19 protein-coding genes and 1 tRNA gene are annotated in these 20999 nt (G+C 49.1%); 13 read left to right on the top strand and 7 right to left on the bottom strand.

Features of this window, described 5'->3' with window-relative positions:
• Nucleotides 1-15: 15 nt before the first annotated feature.
• Together IPL32_08470 and IPL32_08465 are read left to right on the top strand one after the other, a co-directional pair.
• Entirely contained in the window at nucleotides 16-3972 is a 3957-nt protein-coding gene (locus IPL32_08470; protein MBK8465850.1) for a hypothetical protein, read from the top strand.
• 160 nt (nucleotides 3973-4132) lie between these two features.
• Entirely contained in the window at nucleotides 4133-6997 is a 2865-nt protein-coding gene (locus IPL32_08465; protein ID MBK8465849.1) for a hypothetical protein, read from the top strand.
• Between the two features lie 547 nt (nucleotides 6998-7544).
• On the opposite strand, the gene IPL32_08460 is transcribed toward IPL32_08465, so the two are convergent.
• The 3 genes from IPL32_08460 to IPL32_08450 form a co-directional block, all read right to left on the bottom strand.
• Nucleotides 7545-7620: transfer RNA gene (locus tag IPL32_08460), tRNA-Ala, on the bottom strand.
• Between the two features lie 213 nt (nucleotides 7621-7833).
• A complete protein-coding gene (locus IPL32_08455; protein MBK8465848.1) occupies nucleotides 7834-8616 on the bottom strand; it encodes an enoyl-CoA hydratase/isomerase family protein in 783 nt (260 codons plus the stop codon).
• Nucleotides 8617-8752: 136 nt separating this feature from the next.
• Nucleotides 8753-9127 carry a PilZ domain-containing protein gene (locus IPL32_08450; protein MBK8465847.1) on the bottom strand — a complete coding sequence of 125 codons (375 nt, stop codon included), beginning with the start codon at nucleotides 9125-9127 and terminating at the stop codon, nucleotides 8753-8755.
• Nucleotides 9128-9355: 228 nt separating this feature from the next.
• Between IPL32_08450 and trxB the strand changes: the two genes are divergently transcribed.
• Nucleotides 9356-10354 (top strand): thioredoxin-disulfide reductase, encoded by a 999-nt coding sequence (gene trxB, locus IPL32_08445; GenBank protein ID MBK8465846.1) that lies wholly within the window; start codon nucleotides 9356-9358, stop codon nucleotides 10352-10354.
• Between the two features lie 3 nt (nucleotides 10355-10357).
• On the opposite strand, the gene IPL32_08440 is transcribed toward trxB, so the two are convergent.
• Nucleotides 10358-10954 carry a lipocalin family protein gene (locus IPL32_08440; protein MBK8465845.1) on the bottom strand — a complete coding sequence of 199 codons (597 nt, stop codon included), beginning with the start codon at nucleotides 10952-10954 and terminating at the stop codon, nucleotides 10358-10360.
• A gap of 105 nt (nucleotides 10955-11059) precedes the next feature.
• On the opposite strand from IPL32_08440, the gene IPL32_08435 reads away from it, so the two are divergent.
• The gene (locus tag IPL32_08435; GenBank protein MBK8465844.1) at nucleotides 11060-11365 is read left to right on the top strand and encodes a zinc ribbon domain-containing protein; all 306 of its coding nucleotides are present in this window, start codon (nucleotides 11060-11062) and stop codon (nucleotides 11363-11365) included.
• Nucleotides 11366-11426: 61 nt separating this feature from the next.
• Nucleotides 11427-12266 (top strand): VWA domain-containing protein, encoded by an 840-nt coding sequence (locus IPL32_08430; protein ID MBK8465843.1) that lies wholly within the window; start codon nucleotides 11427-11429, stop codon nucleotides 12264-12266.
• 31 nt (nucleotides 12267-12297) lie between these two features.
• On the opposite strand, the gene IPL32_08425 is transcribed toward IPL32_08430, so the two are convergent.
• Genes IPL32_08425 through IPL32_08415 form a run of 3 tightly spaced genes read right to left on the bottom strand, consistent with a single transcriptional unit; the run spans nucleotide 12298 to nucleotide 14392 of the window.
• Nucleotides 12298-13290, bottom strand: a complete 993-nt coding sequence (locus tag IPL32_08425; GenBank protein ID MBK8465842.1) for a hypothetical protein — start codon at nucleotides 13288-13290, stop codon at nucleotides 12298-12300.
• The gene (locus IPL32_08420) at nucleotides 13250-14116 is read right to left on the bottom strand and encodes a thymidylate synthase (GenBank protein ID MBK8465841.1); all 867 of its coding nucleotides are present in this window, start codon (nucleotides 14114-14116) and stop codon (nucleotides 13250-13252) included. The genes IPL32_08425 and IPL32_08420 overlap by 41 nt, the downstream gene beginning before the upstream one ends.
• 3 nt (nucleotides 14117-14119) lie before the next feature.
• Nucleotides 14120-14392, bottom strand: a complete 273-nt coding sequence (locus IPL32_08415) for a hypothetical protein (protein ID MBK8465840.1) — start codon at nucleotides 14390-14392, stop codon at nucleotides 14120-14122.
• 43 nt (nucleotides 14393-14435) lie between these two features.
• Here IPL32_08415 and IPL32_08410 point away from each other — a divergent pair, with 43 nt between their 5' ends.
• The 8 genes from IPL32_08410 to IPL32_08375 all read left to right on the top strand — a co-directional run bounded on the left by IPL32_08410 (nucleotide 14436) and on the right by IPL32_08375 (nucleotide 20980).
• The gene (locus tag IPL32_08410) at nucleotides 14436-14915 is read left to right on the top strand and encodes a hypothetical protein (protein ID MBK8465839.1); all 480 of its coding nucleotides are present in this window, start codon (nucleotides 14436-14438) and stop codon (nucleotides 14913-14915) included.
• Nucleotides 14916-14974: 59 nt separating this feature from the next.
• On the top strand, nucleotides 14975-15970 hold the full coding sequence (locus tag IPL32_08405) for a methyltransferase domain-containing protein (GenBank protein ID MBK8465838.1): 996 nt from the start codon (nucleotides 14975-14977) through the stop codon (nucleotides 15968-15970).
• Nucleotides 15967-16611: a hypothetical protein gene (locus IPL32_08400; GenBank protein ID MBK8465837.1), complete on the top strand. Its 645-nt coding sequence runs from the start codon at nucleotides 15967-15969 to the stop codon at nucleotides 16609-16611. Before IPL32_08405 ends, IPL32_08400 begins: the two co-directional genes overlap by 4 nt.
• 88 nt (nucleotides 16612-16699) lie before the next feature.
• Entirely contained in the window at nucleotides 16700-17461 is a 762-nt protein-coding gene (locus tag IPL32_08395; protein MBK8465836.1) for a class I SAM-dependent methyltransferase, read from the top strand.
• 56 nt (nucleotides 17462-17517) lie between these two features.
• Nucleotides 17518-18492, top strand: a complete 975-nt coding sequence (locus IPL32_08390; GenBank protein MBK8465835.1) for a glycosyltransferase family 2 protein — start codon at nucleotides 17518-17520, stop codon at nucleotides 18490-18492.
• A 9-nt stretch (nucleotides 18493-18501) separates the two neighbouring features.
• A complete protein-coding gene (locus IPL32_08385) occupies nucleotides 18502-18705 on the top strand; it encodes a DUF4926 domain-containing protein (GenBank protein ID MBK8465834.1) in 204 nt (67 codons plus the stop codon).
• The gene (gene asnB / locus IPL32_08380) at nucleotides 18706-20616 is read left to right on the top strand and encodes an asparagine synthase (glutamine-hydrolyzing) (protein MBK8465833.1); all 1911 of its coding nucleotides are present in this window, start codon (nucleotides 18706-18708) and stop codon (nucleotides 20614-20616) included.
• Nucleotides 20606-20980, top strand: coding sequence for a hypothetical protein (locus IPL32_08375; protein MBK8465832.1), 375 nt, complete (start codon nucleotides 20606-20608; stop codon nucleotides 20978-20980). Before asnB ends, IPL32_08375 begins: the two co-directional genes overlap by 11 nt.
• Nucleotides 20981-20999: the final 19 nt, after the last annotated feature.

The raw sequence follows: 20999 nt of genomic DNA, 5'->3' as shown, positions 1-20999 counted from the left end.
AAGAGGTAAGGAAAAATGTCCGCAGTAACGAACATGCATAAAAAGATCAAGCTGATCGTCCTGCTCACTTTTGCTTGTTTTGTGGCCGCTGCCGTTTGGAAGAGCGCGGTGCTTGCAAAATTGAACGACACGCCTCCTGTCACACAAACAATCACGAAAACTCTACCTTCTTCGCCCGCACCTTCACAATCCAACGAAGCTCCGATGGAAGGCTGTCTGACTTGCCACAATAATATCGAGCCGATGCACAAATTTAACAGCAGCGGCGATGTGTACGAAACGCTTAAAGATGGCAAAGATGCTCAAGACCTTAGCTGCACCGCTTGTCACGGCGGCAATCCTGCAGCAACGACGCAAAAAGATGCTCATGTCCAGCCGAAATTTCCAAAGGAATGGGGATGTAGGAACGGCAACTGCTCCAGCCGCAACCCTGAAAGAACAAATACTCTGTTAGCAAGGGAAAGCCGCGATTTTGTCCGTTTTATTAATCCGGGCGACTTTCGCGTGGTCAGCCAAACTTGCGGCACTTGCCACGCCGAAGAAACAAAACGGAGCCCGCGCAGCATGATGGCACATGGTGCAATGCTATGGGGCGCCGCTCTTTATAACAATGGCGGATTCCATATCAAGGACACATCTTTTGGCGAAAGCTATAGCGAAGACGGCAAACCTCAGGCGCTATTTCAGTCTCCGGCACCTACTCGCGAACAGCAGGCAAAAGAAGGTTTTCTAGAATCGCTTTATCCGCTGCCGCGTTGGGAAATATCGCAGCCTGGTAACATCCTACGCGTTTTCGAACGAGGTGGTAAGCGACGGCTTGAGATCGGAAGTCCTGACAAAGAAGAAGAAAATGGCAAGCCGGACAAAGGACTTAGCCCGCGTGGACTTGGAACAAACAACCGTACTGATCCGGTTTACCTCGGCCTGCAAAAAACGCGGCTTTTCGACCCAACTCTTAACTTTCTTGGCACTAACGACCACGCGGGCGACTATCGCTCCGCCGGATGTACGGCGTGCCATGTGATTTACGCTAATGACACCAGCAAAAAGGCTGCCGGTCCATATGCTGCTGCGGGTAATCAGGGTTTTTCGCAATCTGCAGATACGAAAATACCAAAGAACGAATCCGGTCACCCGATCAAACATCAATTTACGTCCAACATTCCCACGACGCAATGCATGACATGTCACATGCATCCGGGAACGAACATGGTCGCGACTTATCTCGGGCAGATGTGGTGGGACAACGAGACCGATGGCAAATTCATGTATCCGGCGGACAAACAGATCAATCCGAGCCAGTCTGAAGAAAAAGCGAAACTCGACAAAAATCCCGAAGGAGCCTCTCTTCGCGGGCTTTGGTCAGATTCGGTTTTTCTTCAGCAGACGGGAACTGCCGATTTCAATGCTAAGTTGAAGAATGTCCAATTTGCCGATTCTCACGGCCATGGCTGGATGTTTAAAAATGTCTATAAAAAGGATCGTAAAGGAAATCTCTTAGACGTTGGCGGGCGTGTTGTCGAACCAAATGACCCTGACAAATTCAAAAAGGCAGTTCATCTCCAGGACATTCACCTCGAAAAAGGAATGCACTGCGCCGATTGTCACTTCCAGCAGGACAGCCACGGCACGGGCATACTCTACAACGAACCGCGTGCGGCGGTAGAAGTCGGCTGTATTGATTGCCACGGAACTGTCCAGGCAAAAGCCAGCGGCATCACGAGCGGCTTTGCTGCTATGCCTGTAACGAATAAAGGAGAGATCAACCAAAGGACCAAAGATAACAAGCCTCTCATCGGCCGCGATCTGACGCGATTGAAGTTTCGCGCTGCCGACGGCAAACAGAAGTTTATCCTTGAGGTCATCAAGGCCGATACAAAGCGAAAGAATGCCAGCGGACGCGACATCGCCCTAAAAAAAGGCGACATCGTTCAAAACTCGATCGTCGATCCAAACTTGTGGTGGCGTGTATCGCAAACAGTCGATACGGTTACAGAAGGAACCCGCGATTACAACCCTGCATCGGCCTACGCCAAGACCATCCAAAAGGATAATGAAACATGGGGCGACTCCACCGTGGTCGAGGATAAGCTGGCCCATCGTGACAGCAATATGACTTGCTATGCGTGCCATACATCCTGGGTGACAAGCTGTTTTGGGTGCCATCTCAGTATGGAATCCAATCGCAAAATGCCAAATCGGCACAACGAAGGCGGCGATTCGCGAAACTTCACGTCTTATAATTTCCAGGTACTTCGCGACGATATATTCATGCTTGGCAAAGACGGCACAGTCACAGGTCATCGCGTAGCACCGGTCGCATCACGCTCTGCGGTGCTTGTGAGCTCACGAAACCAAAATCGCGAATGGATCTACAGCCAGCAGCAAACCGTCTCAGCAGAGGGCTTTTCAGGTCAAGCATTCAATACGCACGTTCCTCACACCGTTCGCGGCAAGGAAACGCAGACTTGCTCAAATTGCCACGTTTCAAAAGACAAGGACAATAACGCGTGGCTAGCGCAGGTGATGCTGCAAGGAACGAACTTCGTCAATTTCATGGGCCGTTATGTTTACGTTGCGGCGACCCATTCGCTCGAAGCCATAGCCGTCACCGAACACAACGAACCGCAGGCTGTTTACGGCAGCACACTACATAAGCTGGCCTATAGGGATGATTACGATAAATTTGTCCGTGATGGCCGTGAGCTTGACGAGGTTTACGAGAACAAAGGCCGTCCTGAGGTATTGCAGGTGCAGGTTCGCGGCGAATACGCATACGCGGCAGCCGGGAAAGGCGGCCTTCGCGTTTACGATGTAGCACAGATCGATCACAAAGGATTTTCAGAGCGCATCGTGACTGCGCCCGTTTCCCCGCTCGGTCAAAAGTTTTATGTTCCAACGAAATACGCTGCTGCGGTCGCTGCACCATCAACCTTAGCGGTCGATCCTGCACGCTGGCGAACTGTTCGGAACGAAGATGGCACATTTAAACAAGTTCCGCCCGATGAAGCATTGCGTCTTAACGAAGAAGCTGACAGACAGGGCAAACCGAGGCCTGCGATCAACGAAGAAGGTCCGATACATCCGCTTTATGCTTACCTGTATGTTGCCGACAAGTACGAAGGCCTGATCCTTGTCAATGCCGCAACAATGCTAGACGGTGATCCGCAGAACAATTTCCTTAAACGCTCAGTGACTTTCAATCCTGACGGTGTGCTCAACGGTGCGAATAATGTTGTTATCGCTGGTAACTACGCCTACTTAACGACTGACTCGGCTATGGTGATCGTCGATCTTTCCACGCCGCTTCAGCCTAAAGTAGCGGCTCAGGTTCCGTTAAACAAACCCAAGGCCGTCGCGGTGCAATTCCTATACGCCTTCGTAGTAGATGCAGGCGGCTTGAAAGTGATAGACATTAAGAATCTGCAGGCCAAAAATGAAGTTCAGCTCGTGGGTAACGCGATAGTACCGTTAGGCCACGCACATGACATTTACGTCGCCCGCACTTACGCTTATGTGGCTAACGGCAAGGACGGTATTGCAATAATCGACATCGAAAAACCCGAACAGCCAAAGCTTGATCAGACTTTCAATGCCGACGGTTCGATCAATGATGCCCACTCGATCAAGGTCGCGATGACTAACGCCAGCCTTTATGCCTACGTCGCCGACGGAAAGAACGGCCTCAAGATCCTCCAGCTTACCGACCCTGAAACAATGCCAAACTACTCAGGGTTCAGCCCGCGGCCAGAACCAAAGCTGATCGCGATGTTCAAGACAAAAGGCGAAGCTATCAGCATTTCAAAAGGTCTCGACCGCGATCGCGCTGCCGATGAAAGCGGCAACCAGATCGCTGTATTCGGCCGACGCGGAGCACGTCCATTTGGTTACGAGGACGTAATGCGGCTTCTTAAGACCAATGACGGAACAGGCGATTTCTTTCAGGTTTCCGACGATCCGCCTGTGAAATAGATTCTACTCTACAAATATGGATCAAACTGTAGTTTTCATCAGTGTTGATAACCTCGCGATTTCCTCATGAACACTAGGCGAAAGGCTATTTGCGCCCCTTTTTGGGGTTGAAAAAAATGTTCTTTAGGGTTAGAATGTTTAACTCTTAGCAATAGCCTGTATGATTCGACTTAATGAGCAATGCTCCGCGCCTGCTTTTCGGATGCTTTCAATCCGCTCAGTAGCCGTTTGTCTGCTGTTGCTACTTGTGATCCTGTTTTATAAGAGCGAGGCCCTTGTAAAAGCTGGTGCGATCACAAATGGTGAACCAAGCACTATCGCTGTCCCTGCCGATATTCCTCCTTGTGATTACTACGCATCACCAACTGGCTCGGCTCAGGGTAACGGAACCATTTCAAACCCTTGGAGCCTTCAAACAGCGCTCAATAAAACGACGGTCATCGTTGCCGAAAAGACGCTTTGCCTCAGGGGCGGCATTTATCAGGGCAAATTCCAATCATTACTGAACGGTGGAACGGTACGTGCAGTTACGGATGAATATCCGATTATTAACGGATATCTTTACACCACTCTTCTTGAAAACATCGATTCACTTCAGACGACGATTACGGTTTCAGACGCATCTGCCTTTGTCACTCCTTGGCGGTTGGGCGGCACCTCAACGCTGATAGTAGACGGAGAGGCATTGTACATCAACGGGATCAGCGGGAATACGATAACGGTCAATCGTGCGGCGGCGGGAAGCAGTACGGGAGCAGTGCCTCACGCTGCGGGAGCTGTCGTAAGGATAGCGGGCAGTCAGCTTACCGTCACTGGTAGCAATACTACTTACCGGGACATCGAGATAACGAACAGCGACCCGTTGCGAAACTGGAACACCGACGGGGCAGAGGGCCTGCGTGGTGCTGGCGTATTCAACACCGGAAACGGCAACAAGTTTGTAAATCTCAGCGTTCATGACAATCTCAACGGTATTTTCTCGGGAAGCTCAAGCTCGAACACTGAAATTTACGGATGCCTGATCTACAACAACGGTGTGTTTGACGACACGGATCAGGGTAAGGGACACGGGCTGTATCTTGAGAACGCTTCGGGCTACTCGCGTGTTTACGACAATATCGTCCTCAATAACTTTGGCCTCGGAGCACAGCTGTACGGGCGAACGGCAGCCTATCCGGGCGGCGATATTCAGGGCAATGTGTTCTCCAATTCAGGATCGCCTTTGGGCTACGATCTGCGTCATTACAATCTCCTTGTCGGCACAGAGACCCAGAGAATATCCGATATTCTCATCCAGAACAACTTCCTATTCCATCCTCATAATATCAACGGTTACAACGTTGTATTCGGGTACGGAGCGGGTGTGGACAATGGTCATATTCTGAATAACCATATTGTAGGTGGCGAAAATATTGGCCTGGAACTCACTGGTGTGTCAAATGTGACCGTGACGGGCAATAAATTCTTTTCTGAAGGTTCACCTGGCATAAACATTCAGTCTTCAGAACTTCCTTACACGATCGATAACAACACCTACTATGCAACATCAGCCAACGCCTACAAATTCGGCAATACTACAGATGTTTTAACTCAAAAATTTGCTCAGTGGAAAGCCTCGACCGGGTTTGATGCCGCGAGCACCATTAATGCGAATGATATGCCGGATACGGCCATTGTCAGGCCAAATAGTTATATGTCCGGAAGGGCAAATATTGTTGTTTGCACCTCGACTGGTTCCCCGTTGATCAACGTGAATCTCAGTTCTGCGGGCCTTATGAACGGCCAGTCGTTCACGATCAAAAATGCTTTCAATTACCAAGGTGCGGCAGTTGCATCGGGTGTTTATAATTCGACTGCTCCAACCATAAGCCTTTCGCTCAACGGAGCTTCGACAAACGTCGCAACGCCCGTTGGGACAACGTTTACACCATCTACTACGCTGCCTCATTTTGGAGTATTTGTCGTAGTACCATCATCGATTCCCGGTACGCCGACACCAACGTTTACGCCGACACCGACTTTCACGCCGACGCCAACCTTTACACCGACAGCGACTTTTACACCAACGGCAACTTTTACACCGACGCCGACGCCTGTGTCTTTCGTCAACGGAACTGTTACGTACGGCAACGCGGTCGGTTCACCTAATCTCCGTTTTGTTTCAAATGTGCTTATCAGTGCGGCAGGCTCGCCGCCTAGTTCTACTTTGTCCACGTTTCCGAGTGGAACTTATTCGCTTGGTGTAGGGCTTGGTTCCTATAGTGTTACTCCGTCAAAAACAGGCGGTCAAAACGGAGCGATAAATTCGTTTGACGCGGCACGGATATCGCAGTTTGTCACAGGTATCATTACGTTCACTCCCGGTCAACAGGCCGCCGCAGATGTAAGTGGGAACGGCGGCGTTAATTCGTTCGACGCGGCACAAGTTGCCCGTTACACAACTAGTTCTCCCCCGTTCGGAGCGACCGGAACTTGGAGATTTAGTCCCGTTAACCGTAACTATTTGATGTCCAGTTCCAATATTGCCGATGAAAACTATTCGGCGATATTGCTAGGCGAGGTGTCGGGAAACTGGGCGAATACAGTAGCGCGCGGCGTAAATACGAGCGGGCCGGAAAGAAGTATATCGATCACCGCACCCTACCTGACAACACCATCCGGCAACGAGATCGTCGTTCCGATAAGTGTCGAGAGAATTGCTGACAAAGACATCATTTCGTACGAATTTGATCTGAGGTATGATCCCGCCGTCATCCAACCGCTTGTAGATGCTGTAGATGTCGCCGGAACCGTCAGCCGAGGGCTTCACACTGTTTTCAACGCCAACGAACCGGGCATACTGCGAGTAGCTGTTTACGGTTCGATGCCTATTGATGGCAACGGGATCCTGCTGAATCTGAGATTTACCGCGGTCGGTGAGCCTGGCACCGCATCACCGCTCGTATGGGAGCGTTTGACGCTCAATGAAGGCACTCCAAATGCAGCCACAAACGGCCAAATCACGCTTTCACAAACCCGTCCTTAGAGTTCGTTCAACTCCCGCATTTATTAAACAAGGGCCTGCTATTCTTATGCCCATTTGAAACCCCAAAAAAGCCACGATGACAACCAAAATAAAGCCGATAATGCCGGATGTCGTTGACGACAGCGTGAATAGACTACGAGAACCGCCGGCTTGTATTGATAAAGCCGCGATGGCAAGCTAAATATATGATCTGAAAGGGTTTATCAGTAAACTCATTAAAAAAGCCATCTGAAGACCCTCAAAAAGCCATCGCACGACCCCAAAAAGCCATCGGAGACCCCCAAAAAGCCATCGGAAAGATCAACTTTTTTGGGCAGCGTTTCCATCACGTCCATACCAAATACGCAGGCCAAACAGGCTAATATTCTCTATTCATAACCCCGCACAAACCACGTAGTAAAGGTCGGTTTCTCAATTCTAAACTCTCCGCCGGTTTCCATCTTGTTCTCGCCGTCGTTAGAAGCGCGGTGACTGCAAATATCTTTAAGAGTCTCATAGCGTCTAATTTTTCCGCCCGGGATAGATTAACTTGAGGATTAGATTTGAATGGTGGAGACGAGGGGGATCGAACCCCTGACCTCTGCAATGCCATTGCAGCGCTCTCCCAGCTGAGCTACGTCCCCGATAGTGAGTTTCGAGTTCGGAGTTCGGAGTTCCGAGTCGAAGTAAGAATTTAGCGAAAAAGGCGGTGCGCGTCAAGTTTTGAGCACTGGCGGCGGCGGCGTAATTTCAATATCCCGGACGATTGGGGCTATAGACGGCTATCAATCCCAAAATAATGAGAAAGACACCGGTAACAATCACCACGCGCCAATAGCGCTTTTGTTCGTCAGTCATTAGCGGCCTTTGAATTCCGGTTTTCGTTTTTCGAGGAATGCGGCGACGCCTTCTTTTTTGTCTTCGGTTGAGAAGCAGATCGCAAAAAGATCGACTTCGCGGCGGAGGCCTTCGTCGAGGTTTGAGCGTGAGGCAAATTTTACTGCTTCCTTTGAAAGCTGCAAAGCGATCGGCGCTTTTTCGGCGATCTTTTCGGCAAGTTTCATTGTCTCAGCTTCGAGTTGATCGGCGGGATAGACATGATTGACTAGGCCGATCTTTTCTGCCGTTGCGGCGTCGATCATATCGCCTGTCAGCACCATTTCCATCGAGCGGCCTTCGCCGACGAGATTAGTCAGCCGCTGAGTTCCGCCGCCGCCGCAGATAATGCCGAGATTAATTTCGGGCTGCGCAAACCTCGCATTTTCACTCGCCATACGCAGATCGCATGCCATCGCAAGCTCATTGCCGCCGCCGAGACAAAATCCGTTGACCATCGCGATAACAGGTTTTGGAAACGTGTCGATCGAATTGAAAAGCGAGCTTTCGTGAAATGCATCACGTTGAGTTACCGGCGTATGTCCCGCAAATTCGCTGATGTCCGCACCGGCAATAAATGCTTTTTCACCCGCACCGGTTATCACCAAAACACGAACGCTATCGTCCTTCTTTAATTCACTAAGAGCCGCGACGCCATCGGCGTGAACCTGATTATTGAGAGCGTTTAGTTTGTCGGGGCGATTTATCGTCAGCACAGCGACCTTGCCGCGCTTTTCGACAGTGATAGTTTCGTAATTAGACATGATTTAAGAAGGGTTGTAACGCAAAGACGGCTAAGTTAACAGAGATAAAACGATGATATTTCAATTGTAGATTTTTACAGTTCCCGTTCTTCTTTGCGTCTTGGCAACTTTGCGACTTTGCGTTGAAAATCTTGTGCTATTCGTTTGCGCCTTCTACGACATTGTCGTCGGCGATCCAGGCGACGAAAAGCCGCAGCCAGCTTTCTTTTGATTCTTCGATAGAAACGCCGACGCGCGAAGTCCCGAAGTTTGCCGGAACGACGCGTACGACATTCGCTTTGACCTCGACCGGCGAGCCGTTTGGACGATGCGCGCGAATCTTAACGCTGTCGCCGGCGGCGATAGATTGGTTCAATTGAAAAAGCGCGCCCAGCGTCGAAATATCGTCCGTCTCGGTCGGCTCGCTCCATGCAGAGCCGTCTTCCGTTCGGCCGGAAACGACGACCGGCAGTCTGAGGGCCATCCTCAGGGCAAACCGCTTTTCATCGAATTGGGTCTGTATGGATGTCATCCGCAAATTCAGTCAGAATATTGGCACAAAAACAGCTTTAGTTTAACACGAAACACCTGTTTCGGTAACTATTTACAGGCAAATTGCCGGTGCTATGTTGTAAATTAGGGCAGTTCGTGCGGCACAGACCGAAAAGCTGATCTATTAGACGAACCCGTTACCGCATAGTTATACTATATGCATAGGCAAATACAAAGTGCGAATTTCGCGCATTGTTTGAAAGGCTATATGGCACAAAAGGAATTGCATCACAAAGTCGTTATCTTAGGCTCAGGGCCGGCAGGCTTGACGGCGGCGATCTACGCAGGCCGCGCGCAGCTTGCGCCGTTGGTGATCGATGGTCCGCAACCGGGCGGACAACTCACGATCACGACCGAGGTCGAAAATTATCCCGGCTTTAAGATGGGAATAATGGGCCCGATCCTTATGGACGAGTTTCGCGAACAGGCTATGCGGTTCGGTACCGAGATAATAAATGTGTGGATCGACCGCGTAGATCTGTCTCAGCGTCCATTTAAGCTTTTCGGCAAGGACAGCGAAGACAGCGACGAAATAACCACCGTCATAAAAGCTGACACGCTCATAATATCCACCGGAGCGTCTGCCAAGTGGCTCGGCATACCTGGGGAAGCTCCTGTGCCAGAAGGCCTCGGCGGAAATGGCGTTTCGGCATGTGCTACATGCGACGGCTTCTTTTTCCGCGATAAGCCGATAGTCGTGGTCGGCGGCGGCGATACTGCGATGGAAGAAGCTCTTTTCCTGACAAAATTTGCTTCTAAGGTGACATTGATCCATCGGCGTCATGAGTTTCGCGCCTCACAGATAATGCAGGACCGAGTTCTCGCACATCCAAAGATCGAGATTTTTTGGAACACCGAGGTTACAGACATCCTTGGCAGTAAGGAAACGGGCGTCGAGAGCATAAATATTTTCAACAACGAAACGAGCGAGAAAAGTAATTTCCCGACGCAGGGCGTTTTCATCGCTATCGGCCATGAGCCGAATACCGAACTTTTCAAAGGTGTCCTCGATATGGACGATGTCGGCTATCTCATCACCGAAGGCAAGACGATGAAAACAAACATCGAAGGTGTTTTTGCCTGCGGCGACGCACAGGATTCTTATTACCGGCAGGCGATCACCGCTGCCGGAACCGGCTGCATGGCCGCGATCGACGCCGAACGCTTTCTGGCCGAACACGAAAGCACAACAGCGACGGCTGCGTAAAACTCAGTTTTTTATCAGTACAGAACCCTTCAGGATCTCGGCATTCTGAGGGGTTTTTTCGACGCGGCTGGGGTCAAATCCCATTGTTTCGGCTCGTCTAAGTATCGTTTGATAGGTCGCGGTATCCATTTCCGGCGATCGGCTTAAGATCCAAAAATAATCTCTGTCGGGTTCGCCAATTACGCTGTAGCTATAATCCGGTGCAATATCTATCACCCAATAATTCGCCCAGACGAAAGGCAGAAACGATGTAAACCCCGGAGCAAATCGCACTTTGAGTTTGGCATTATTTGTTTTGTCGCCGATCTTTGCCTCGCCTACCGCTTTCACAGTGATGCCGTCCTTTTTTACACATTCATTGAGCACCTCGATGCGTCCATTCTTCTTGACTGTGTAGTTTGCGGTCGTATTCGCAACGCACTTTTTCTGAAAGCGGTTAGGATATTTTCCAATCTCATACCAACGGCCGGAGTAACGGTTGAGGTCGATCCCGTTGACCGGCGACAGTGCCGGTTTTGCTGTTGATTGCGCCAACACCGAGCTCGCAAAAATAAATAAGGCCAGAAACGTAAATATAGTTGTAAAATGATTTTCTTTCATAAGGTCTCCTGATCATCGTCGCTATAGTAATTCGCCATATTACCCGGACTGGATTTATGGATTATAATGTTAGATGAGATCTCTTTGGTCTGGGTTGAAGTTTTTATGCCTATATACGAATACAAATGTCAGCAATGCGGAATGCATTTTGAAAAGCGTCAGAGCGTTTCTGACGCGCCTTTGACTACCTGCGAAAAATGTCACGGCAAGCTCGAAAAACAATGGTCGCTGTCGGGTTTTCAGTTCAAGGGAGCAGGTTGGTATGTGACCGACTACGCCGGAAAGAAAGCTGACTCGAGCGAAAAAAAAGCTTCTACTGAATCAACCGCATCCACAGAAACCGCATCAAAGAGCAAAGACGAAGCCAAGCCGGCCGCTAAGGAAACCGTTTCGAAACCGGCCACAGAATAAGACAATGCGACGCAAATTATTTTTTTCAACACTATGCTTGCTGTTATTTGCGTCTCTAACTTTGTCACAATCGCGTCGCAACTCGAAGGGTAACGTCGTCGAAGGTACTGTTTTGAATGTTACGGCCTCCCGCACCGACAAAAAGACCGATCCGATCAAGCTCGAAGATCTTTTCCTCTACGAAAACGGCATCGAACAAAAGATCAAAAATTTTGTCATCGACCCGAGCCCGTCAAAGATCGTAATTCTTGTAGATAATTCGCAAACGCTGCCGACATCAGTCGAAGCATTGAAGGCTGCTGTAATGGAGTTTGCCTACGAGATCTTCGACGGCGACCAGCTTTTCGTTCTCGCCTACGACGAAAAAGCCGAGATCATCCAGGAATGGACCGACGACGCCAAGAAAATGGAAAAGTCACTTGCGACATTTCGAAAGAAAGGAAATCCATATCTTTTTGACGCATTGCACTCTTCGATGAAAGAAGTCTTGATCCCGTTAATTCCCGGAACGCGAAAAACCGCAGTTGTTGTGATCGGCGATGGCCTCGACCGCGGCAGCAAATTGCCATTTGAAAAGGTATTGGGTGAATTAGAAAGCGAGAATATAACGCTTTACTCGCTACAAATACCCGACCGCACGGGCGGAGCCTATCGCCGCGACCAGCCAAAAGCATCGAACGTCATAACACAGCTTGCCGAAGATACCGGCGGCAAAGTTTTCCCATTCGAAGAAGCCCAAAACGCCGCCAAATTCATCTGCGACGAACTCAGAAAGAACCGCTATCTCTTGTCATACGCCCCAACCAACACATCCACCTACGACGCTCGCAAACTCCTCCTCCTCGCCTCAGAAGGAATCACCCTCCGAACCAAGGCCGCTCATCCGCCGAATGTGAAATAAAGAGTTACCATTCTCCAAAAAACGGGAAGCCTTATTTCAACCTTTCATAATTTTCAGCGATTTTAGAAAAACTATTACGTTGCTCATCACTAAGTTCTTGGGTTACATCGCCCCAAGTGAAAGTAACATGAGCAGCTTTTACGATCTTTTTATACGGCACTTCCGTATTCCATTCTATCCGATTACTCCAATCGTTTCGCTCTTCGTCCGGTCGCCCATATTTGTCCACAACAAGGCCGATGCTCCCGTTTGGAAAAATTTGAAATTCTTCATCTACTCCGTCGATATTCCAAAGTATCTTTGGCGATAAATATGATGATAAATGAATGTCTGGACTTCGTCTTTGTACAATTAGCCTATTGCACTCACAGGTTCCGTTTTCAACACGACGGAAAAGCCAATAAAGATTGTAGTTTGTGTAGCTACAATAGGCTTGGGCCGACAAGGCGATTTTTGGCGTGTCAAGGAATTCGACGGAGACAGTACTCTCCCGGATGCTGCTATTAACTGAAAACACAGAATAAAGGCCGAGTGAAACAAAAAAGAGAAACGCTGCCGCTAATACCAACAGATCTGCACCCCGGCCGTTCGCTGCTAACTGAGCAGCCAGCAACGAAAGGACTGGAACTGAAAGATACAAAAGAAAAGAAATTGGCGAATAATCGGCATTCCAGAATACATTCTCATACTGAATATTCTCCGACACGATGCCCACAAATCCATATGAAGTAAAAAGAATATACGGCAATGAGGCACATAGGGCGATTGCTAACCAACTATCCCGATTTCCGCGGCTTATCAACCAGCAAAAGAACGGCAAAACCAAACAGAGAATAAATACATAAACCGCCTGAGGATATTTAGTAAAGAATAAGAAGAGAATGCTAAGTATCCAAACAAAAAGAACTATTAAGAATCCACCGACAATTGCCAAGACTAGCGTCGAATACTTTCCCATAACACCGTTGTCTACAATAATACGATCAAATCGCAACCGGAGCCGCGATCTTTCCCCAAGATTCATAGTTCTCTAATTTCAGATTCTCAAATTTGAAATTGAGCAGTCCGTCGAGGCCTTTCAGATTCTCAGAATTTACGAATTCCAACTTAGGCAACGGCATTGGTTCGCGTGAGAGTAATTCGGTGACCTGTTCGAGGTGGTTGCTGTAGATGTGCAGGTCGCCGAATGTGTGGATGAATTCGCCGACTTCTAAGCCGCAGACATGAGCGACCAGATGGGTCAGCAGTGCGTAGCTTGAGATATTGAACGGCACGCCGAGGAATGCGTCGGCGCTGCGTTGGTATAGCTGGCAGTGGAGAGTTGCACGCTCGTTTACACTCGCGTTTCCGCCTGTGATCTTGAACTGAAACAGTGTGTGGCACGGCGGCAGGGCAACATCGTCACAGGTTTCGGGATTCCAGCCGGTGACGATCAGGCGGCGCGAGTTTGGGTTAGTTTCAATTTCCTTTATCAATCTAGCGATCTGATCGATGCCGTTTATCTGCGGGTAATCGCCGCCGAACGAACGCCACAGATAGCCGTAAACCGGCCCAAGATCGCCTTCACTGCGCCCAAAACGAGCAGTCTGTTCTTCAGTCGCCCATTCCTGCCAAATATCGACGCCGCGTGAACGCAGATCACGCTCGTCCGTCGAGCCACTCAAAAACCAGAACAACTCTTCCGCAACCCAGCGAAACGGCACACGCTTTGTCGTCACGATCGGAAAGCCTTCACGCAAATTAAATCGCGTCTGATAGCCGAACGTCGAGATCGTTCCAACACCGGTGCGGTCTTCGTGCAGCACACCGTTCTCCAAAATGTGTTTTAGCAGATCGTGATATTGCTTCATCGGCTATTTGTCTTCATCGTAAATCGTCGATGATGTGTCGAAATAGATTTTGTGTTTTGCACCGTCGGCCAATTCTATTACCCAAACACTTTGTCGGTTCGTCGAGGTGTAGTGCAACTCCTTTCGCCAGTCCACGTTCTCCTTACCAAATTGGTCGTTGACAAATTGCCGCTCTCTCGCGACACGCGTCAACAACCGGCAAGGTTTGAAATTAATGGCCGTTTTCGGCGTTTTGCCGTCTCCGGAAATGATCAATTCTTCGTCAGTTGTACTCATCGTTGTTGTGCAAACTTTTCCTAAAAGTTACCATAATTCCCTGATGTCGGGAAAATTGGAAGTCAGTTTCAATAGTCCGCAATGCGGATGGATGTCCATCGGTTTTGACGATGGCGCCAATGAATTTCACACGACGACTGCCCATGCTCCGCATGGCAAAGCTCTGTCCGAATTGATGACGATATTGGCAAAGATCGCCGACCCTGAGTCAAAGGACAATGAATACTTGCTCAAATGGAACCGCGACCCTGAGGAATTCGATTTTAGGTTTGTTCGCGATGGCGACAGTTTGACCATCGAGATCTACCAGTATCCGACCGATGAACGCGATTCAAGTGAAAAGGAGCTTGTCTTTTCACACGCCGGCGAATTGCATAATATCTGCGCGGCGTTTGCGGAGACCTTTGAGCAGCTCTACGCAGACCGCGACACGGACGAATTTGAGTTCAACTGGCGCCAGCCTTTTCCGTTTGTTGAGTTTGGTGAATTTAAGACTAAGATTAGCCACGAATTACACAAATAACACTAATAGGAACGAACTGTGATTCGTGATATTCGTGTTATTCGTGGCTAAAAACTCCAATGAAAGAAAGACTTTTAGAATTACTTGCGTGCCCGACCTGCGGCGGTGATATTCTGCTCGCTTACGCCAGCAAGTACAAAGAAAAAGAAATTATTGAGGGCGTGCTTACCTGCAAAAAATGCACCCGCGAATACAAGGTCATTCGCGGTGTGCCGCGTTTTGCGGATCTAGGCAAGATCGAAGAGGACAAAGCTGAGACAGCAGAAAACTTCGGCTGGCAGTGGACGCATTTCACTCAGGAAGATCCCAAATACAACGACCAATTCCTCGGCTGGCTGCAGCCAGTAAAACCAGATTTTTTCAACGGAAAAGTCGTACTCGAAGGCGGCTGCGGCAAGGGTCGTCACACAAAGCTCGCCGCAGAATGGGGAGCGACGGATGTCGTCGGCATCGATCTCGGCGACGGCGTGGAATCGGCGTTTGCATTGACGCGAAATCTGGCAAACGCACATATTATTCAATGCGACATTTTTAAGCTTCCGCTAAAAAAAGTGTTTGATTACGCGTTCAGCGTTGGGGTTTTGCATCACACGCCCGACCCTAAAAAGGCCTTTATCTCTCTAGCGTCAAAAGTGAAAAGCGGCGGCAATATTTCCGCGTGGGTTTACGGTGCGGAAAATAACGAATGGATCACGAATTATGTCGATCCCGTTCGAACTGGATTTACATCGCAGATCTCGCAGCCGATGCTGTATCAATTATCCAAGCTGCCGACGCTCGGTGTATTCTTATCGACAAAGCTCGTCTATCGCCCGCTAAACTCGATCGCAAAACCCATCGCTAACAAACTTTTTTATAACGAATACCTAAATCACCTCGGCACCTTCGGCTGGCGCGAACAGCACAACATCGTCTTTGATCACCTTGTCGCGCCGACCGCGTTTTATATCTCAAAAGAAGATTTTGCAGGTTGGTGGAATGAGATCAGCGCAGAAGACGTAAAGATCACATGGCATAATGAAAATAGTTGGTGTGGGTTTGGAAAAGTGCGATGAAATTTGATCGAGGCATAGAAAAAAAACATCGCGTTTCGATCGAGAAAGCATTCGAGACGATCGTTGAAAAAGGTGACGATTTTCACCGACATATGATGAATGAGTTCGAGGAATCGAAATTGCTCATTAAGGTCGAGCCGGTTTCAAAAATCAACGGAGCATCGGGAGTTACAAGCGTCATCAATTCGATAATGATGAATGTTCGTATGGCGAGCGAACGTCTTAGCCTGCGCGAAGCCCTGAGCGAAATTTATATTTGTATCGCCGCTGAAACTATTGGCGATGGCTTTCAGCGCGGCGTCGAAGGAACATTCGTCCATGAAGGCCGTCACGCATATGATTTTGCACAAACCCTCGAAAGCCTTTCGAACGCGGATGTAAATCCATTAGGAGTTTTCAACCCCTCTCTCTATGAAATGGAATGGGAGGCACACATAAACGCCGGCCGCTGGATGCTCTGTGTAGATAAACCGGATTATCTGGACGAAGGAGTGCAGTTGATGATCCTCGGCCAAGCGGCAGATGGTTCATATTTTGTTCACGAAGACGGTATAAAACAGCGCCTCCGCGACAGCTACGGTCTCGCTGCCGACGGCAATGTAGGAAGTCTAGCAAGTGAAATGATGGGATTAAGAGTTTAAGAGTTTTTAGCCACGAATTACACGAATAGTACGAATTAAGAGAGCCATCTATTCGTGCCATTTGTGTAATTCGTGGCAAAATAGGTTTATGAACGCGACTTTGCCGCAGGAAATGCAGCAGCACACATACGCCATCATGGACGAGGTCGAAGGCTCGCACTGGTGGTTCGTCGGCCGCCGCGCGATCCTCGAGAGTTTTCTAAAAACGATCTGCTCAAGACTCCAGACTCGAGACTCAAGACTCAAGATCTTGGACGTAGGCTGCGGCACTGGAGCTAATATTCAAATGCTCTCTCAGTATGGCGACGCAGAAGGAGTTGACGTTTCTGACGACGCTCTTGAATTCTGCCGTCGAAAAGGCCTGAAAGCGCAGAAAGGTTTGGCGGAGACGTTGCCGTATGCGGACGAGACATTTGAACTGACGACCGCTCTCGACGTAGTCGAGCATCTTGACGACGATATTGCAGGGTTAAAGGAAATGTATCGTGTAACAAAAAGCGGCGGTTATTCGCTGATCTTTGTGCCGGCGTTTATGTGGCTTTGGGGCGTGCAAGATGATATTTCAAATCATCGCATCCGCTACACCAAAGATCAGATCGTCGAGCGGCTGAAAGTGGCCGGTTACACAATCGAACGCGCGACTTATGCCAACTGGACTTTTTTCGCTCCGATCCTCGCAGGACGGACAATAATGAAACTGACCGGTATTAAGCCAGAATCCGAGAATAACATCACCATCTCAGGCCTGAACGGCATTTTCGGCAAACTATTTAGCTCCGAACGCTTTTGGCTGCGGAATTTCAATTTCCCGTTTGGCGTGTCGATAGTCGTTGTCGCGAAAAAGATATAAACTGCAAAAACGGTTTAGCGGCCTTGGTATTTTTCGCGGTTAAATAATGGTTAAGAATGGATCAAGTAAATAAAGAAGAAAACCCAGAATTGTCGTTATTTCTTCCGGTTCTGGATGAAGAAGAAAATCTTCGGCCGATGCACGCGAAGATTGCGGCGGCTCTCGACGCGCTCGGCAAGACCGCGGAGGTTATTTACGTTGACGACGGCTCGACGGATAAAAGTCTTGCAGTATTAAAAGAGATCGCGGCCGGCGATGATCGCGTGCGTGTAATTTCACTGAGAAGAAATTACGGTCAGACAGCTGCAATGTCTGCCGGTATCGATGCCGCAAAAGGCGAGATTCTCATCCCGATGGACGCAGATCTCCAAAATGATCCGGCCGATATTTCGCGTCTGCTCGATAAACTAGACGAAGGCTACGATGTCGTTTCCGGTTGGCGAAAAGATCGCCAGGACAAAATGATCTCGCGTAAGATACCTTCCAAAATAGCTAATCGCATCATTTCATGGATCGGCGGCGTACCGCTGCACGATTATGGCTGCTCGCTAAAGGCATATCGCCGGGAAGTCATCCAGGACGTTAAGCTTTATGGCGAAATGCATCGTTTCATCCCGATCTACGCAAGCTGGGCAGGTGCCCGCGTCGCCGAGATACCGGTCGATCATCACGCCCGCACGATGGGCAAATCAAAATACGGCATCTCGCGCACGATAAAGGTCATTTTTGATCTTATCACGATCAAATTCATGGCTGAATATCATACAAAGCCGCTGTATGTATTTGGTGCCTTTGGCATGATCGCGTTTTTTATCTCAATGATCGCCGGAGTTTGGGCTTTGGTTCTCAAGATCGCCAAAGACGTTTCATTCATCCTGACGCCGCTGCCGATTATTGCTGTAGTAATGCTCGCGATATCAGTGCAGTTTTTCCTGATGGGCCTGCTCGCCGAACTGCTGGTCCGCACCTATCACGAATCACAGGACAAGGCGATCTATGCCGTGCGCGAAAAGATTGGATTCAACGAATGAGGAGCTTAGATGTTTGATGAATATGAAATTGTGCGTCTTACTGTTGATGTCCCGGAAGAGAATTTAAGAAAAGGAGTCACAGGCACGATTTTGATTATCCTCGATCCAGTGACTCCTATTCAGCACTACATCCTGGAATTTACAGATGAGAATGGCAATTGTTTAGGAACTCCTGTCGTACCTGAAACAAGTTTAGAACGAGTAGTCGATTAGATGTGCGGTATCGCCGGTTGGGTAAAAATAGACAAAAACGATTCTTCGCCTAACAGCGAATCCGTCCTGCACTCAATGTGCGAGACGATAGTTCATCGCGGGCCGGACAGCGAAGGTATTTGGATGGACGATACAGTCGCGCTTGGAATGCGACGGCTGTCGATCATCGATCTGCACACGGGTGACCAGCCGGTTTACAGCGAAGATAAATCGATCGTCGTCATGATGAACGGCGAACTCTACAATTACCGCGAGGTCAAAGCCGATCTCGAAAAACGCGGCCATAAGTTTGTCACACAGACCGATACCGAGATCGTGCCGCATCTCTATCAGGAATACGGCGACGATTTTGTTGACCACATCAATGGAATGTTCGCGATCACGCTGTGGGACACACGCAAGAAACGGCTTGTGATCGCACGCGACCGCTACGGCGAAAAACCGCTTTATTACGGCGTTTTTGATGACAAACTGATCTACGCTTCGGAATCAAAAGCGTTGCTCGCACATCCGTCCGTTTCACCAGAATTGGACACGGAAGCAATGCGGCAGTATCTCTCGTTCGACTACGTTCCAGCCCCGCGATCTATCTACAAAGGCATCAACAAACTCCCAGCCGCGCACATAATGACCGTCGAAAATGGCGAGGTTAAAACACGCCGTTATTGGAATCTCTCGTTTGCAAAGAATGGACACAAACCATCAATTGAACAGGCTGCGTCGGATCTACGAGAGCTGTTGTCAGACTCAGTGCGTATGCGTTTGGTTGCCGATGTGCCGCTGGGTATTTTGCTTTCGGGTGGTGTCGATTCATCGACTGTTGCGGCTTTTGCAACACAGCATGCGACCGAAACTGTTAAAACGTTTTCGATCGGATTTACAGAAGATTCCTTTGACGAGACGCGATACGCACGCGAGGTCGCGGCTCATTTAGGAACCGATCATTACGAAGAAATTTTGAGCGCGCAAAAGGCGGGCGATCTGATCAGCGAGATCGGCACTTGGCTCGACGAACCGCTCTCCGACGGCTCATTGATACCGACGTATTTGCTCGCGCGTTTTGTAAGAAAGCACGTCACGGTAGCTCTCGGCGGCGATGGCGGCGATGAGATTTTTGCCGGCTATCCGATGTATTACGGACACAAGGTGGCGAGTGCTTACGGAGCAATACCTCAATTCTTGCGTTCGGGTTTGATCGAGCCGGTTGTCAGGCGTCTGCCTGTTTCGACAAAAAACCTCTCGTTCGATTACAAAGCAAAACGCTTCGTCAAATCGGCAAATTACGAAACGATCCAAAGACATCATTCGTGGTTCGGTTCGTTTACTGCGGATGAGCAAAAGCAGCTTTTGACCGAAAATGTGCTCTCGCAAACATCCGGCGACATTTACGCCGGCCCGCGAAGCCTGCTCGATATTTGCGATGCCAAAGACGAGATCGAGCGTATGCAGTATCTCGACATGAATTTCTACATGGCCGAAGATATTTTGACAAAAGTTGACCGTGCATCAATGGCAGTTAGTTTAGAAACACGTGCGCCGTTCCTCGATCCGCGCATCGGACAATTTGCCGCGTCTCTGCCGCTCGATTACAAACTTCGTGGCAGCAAGGGCAAGTATATTCTGAAAAAGTCGGTCGAAGGTCTTTTGCCAAGTTCAATACTGCACAGATCGAAAAAAGGCTTCGGAATTCCGATCGCCGAATGGCTAAAGGGCCGTCTAAATCCGCTGATGCACGAACTGCTTGCTCCCGCAAGATTAAAAGATCAGGGATTATTCGAATCCGATCACGTTCAAACACTCATTTCCGACCACGAAAAAGGCATTGCCAGTAATCATAAACAGCTCTGGACATTGCTTGTTTTCCAACTTTGGTATGATCGTTTTTTGAATCAAAAACGAGATGTCGACTGAAGAACTAGAAAAACTCAGAAGAAAACTAGCCCAATTAGAAGAACTCCAAAGCATCTTCAGATATTGGTTTAGACTACGCGAAAAGACATGGCCTTCTGAGTGTAGCGGTAAGGCTGCGGGCGGTTATGATCTGGATTTACTCGATTCCGATATAACCGGTTCCGTCTCGGCATTTGTCTGCGACGGAATTTTAAGTCAGTTGCAGCTGGATTCTCTCCGCTATTGTGATGAAGCTCTTACATCTGTCGTCCGCGAATTAGAGGGCTTTCCCTATTGGTGGTTTAGCCAGCTGAAAAAGCTCACTTCTTCTATACTTGCTTACGACGAGCGCTGGGGGATTCCCGTTCGCACAATTTCAACTTAGATTTACTTTCGCGTATCAT

It is taken from the genome of Chloracidobacterium sp. (assembly GCA_016711345.1).
Classification (GTDB): Bacteria; Acidobacteriota; Blastocatellia; order Pyrinomonadales; family Pyrinomonadaceae; genus OLB17.
The sequence above is the reverse complement of the archived record's forward strand: the minus strand, read 5'-3'. Positions and strand labels throughout refer to the sequence as shown.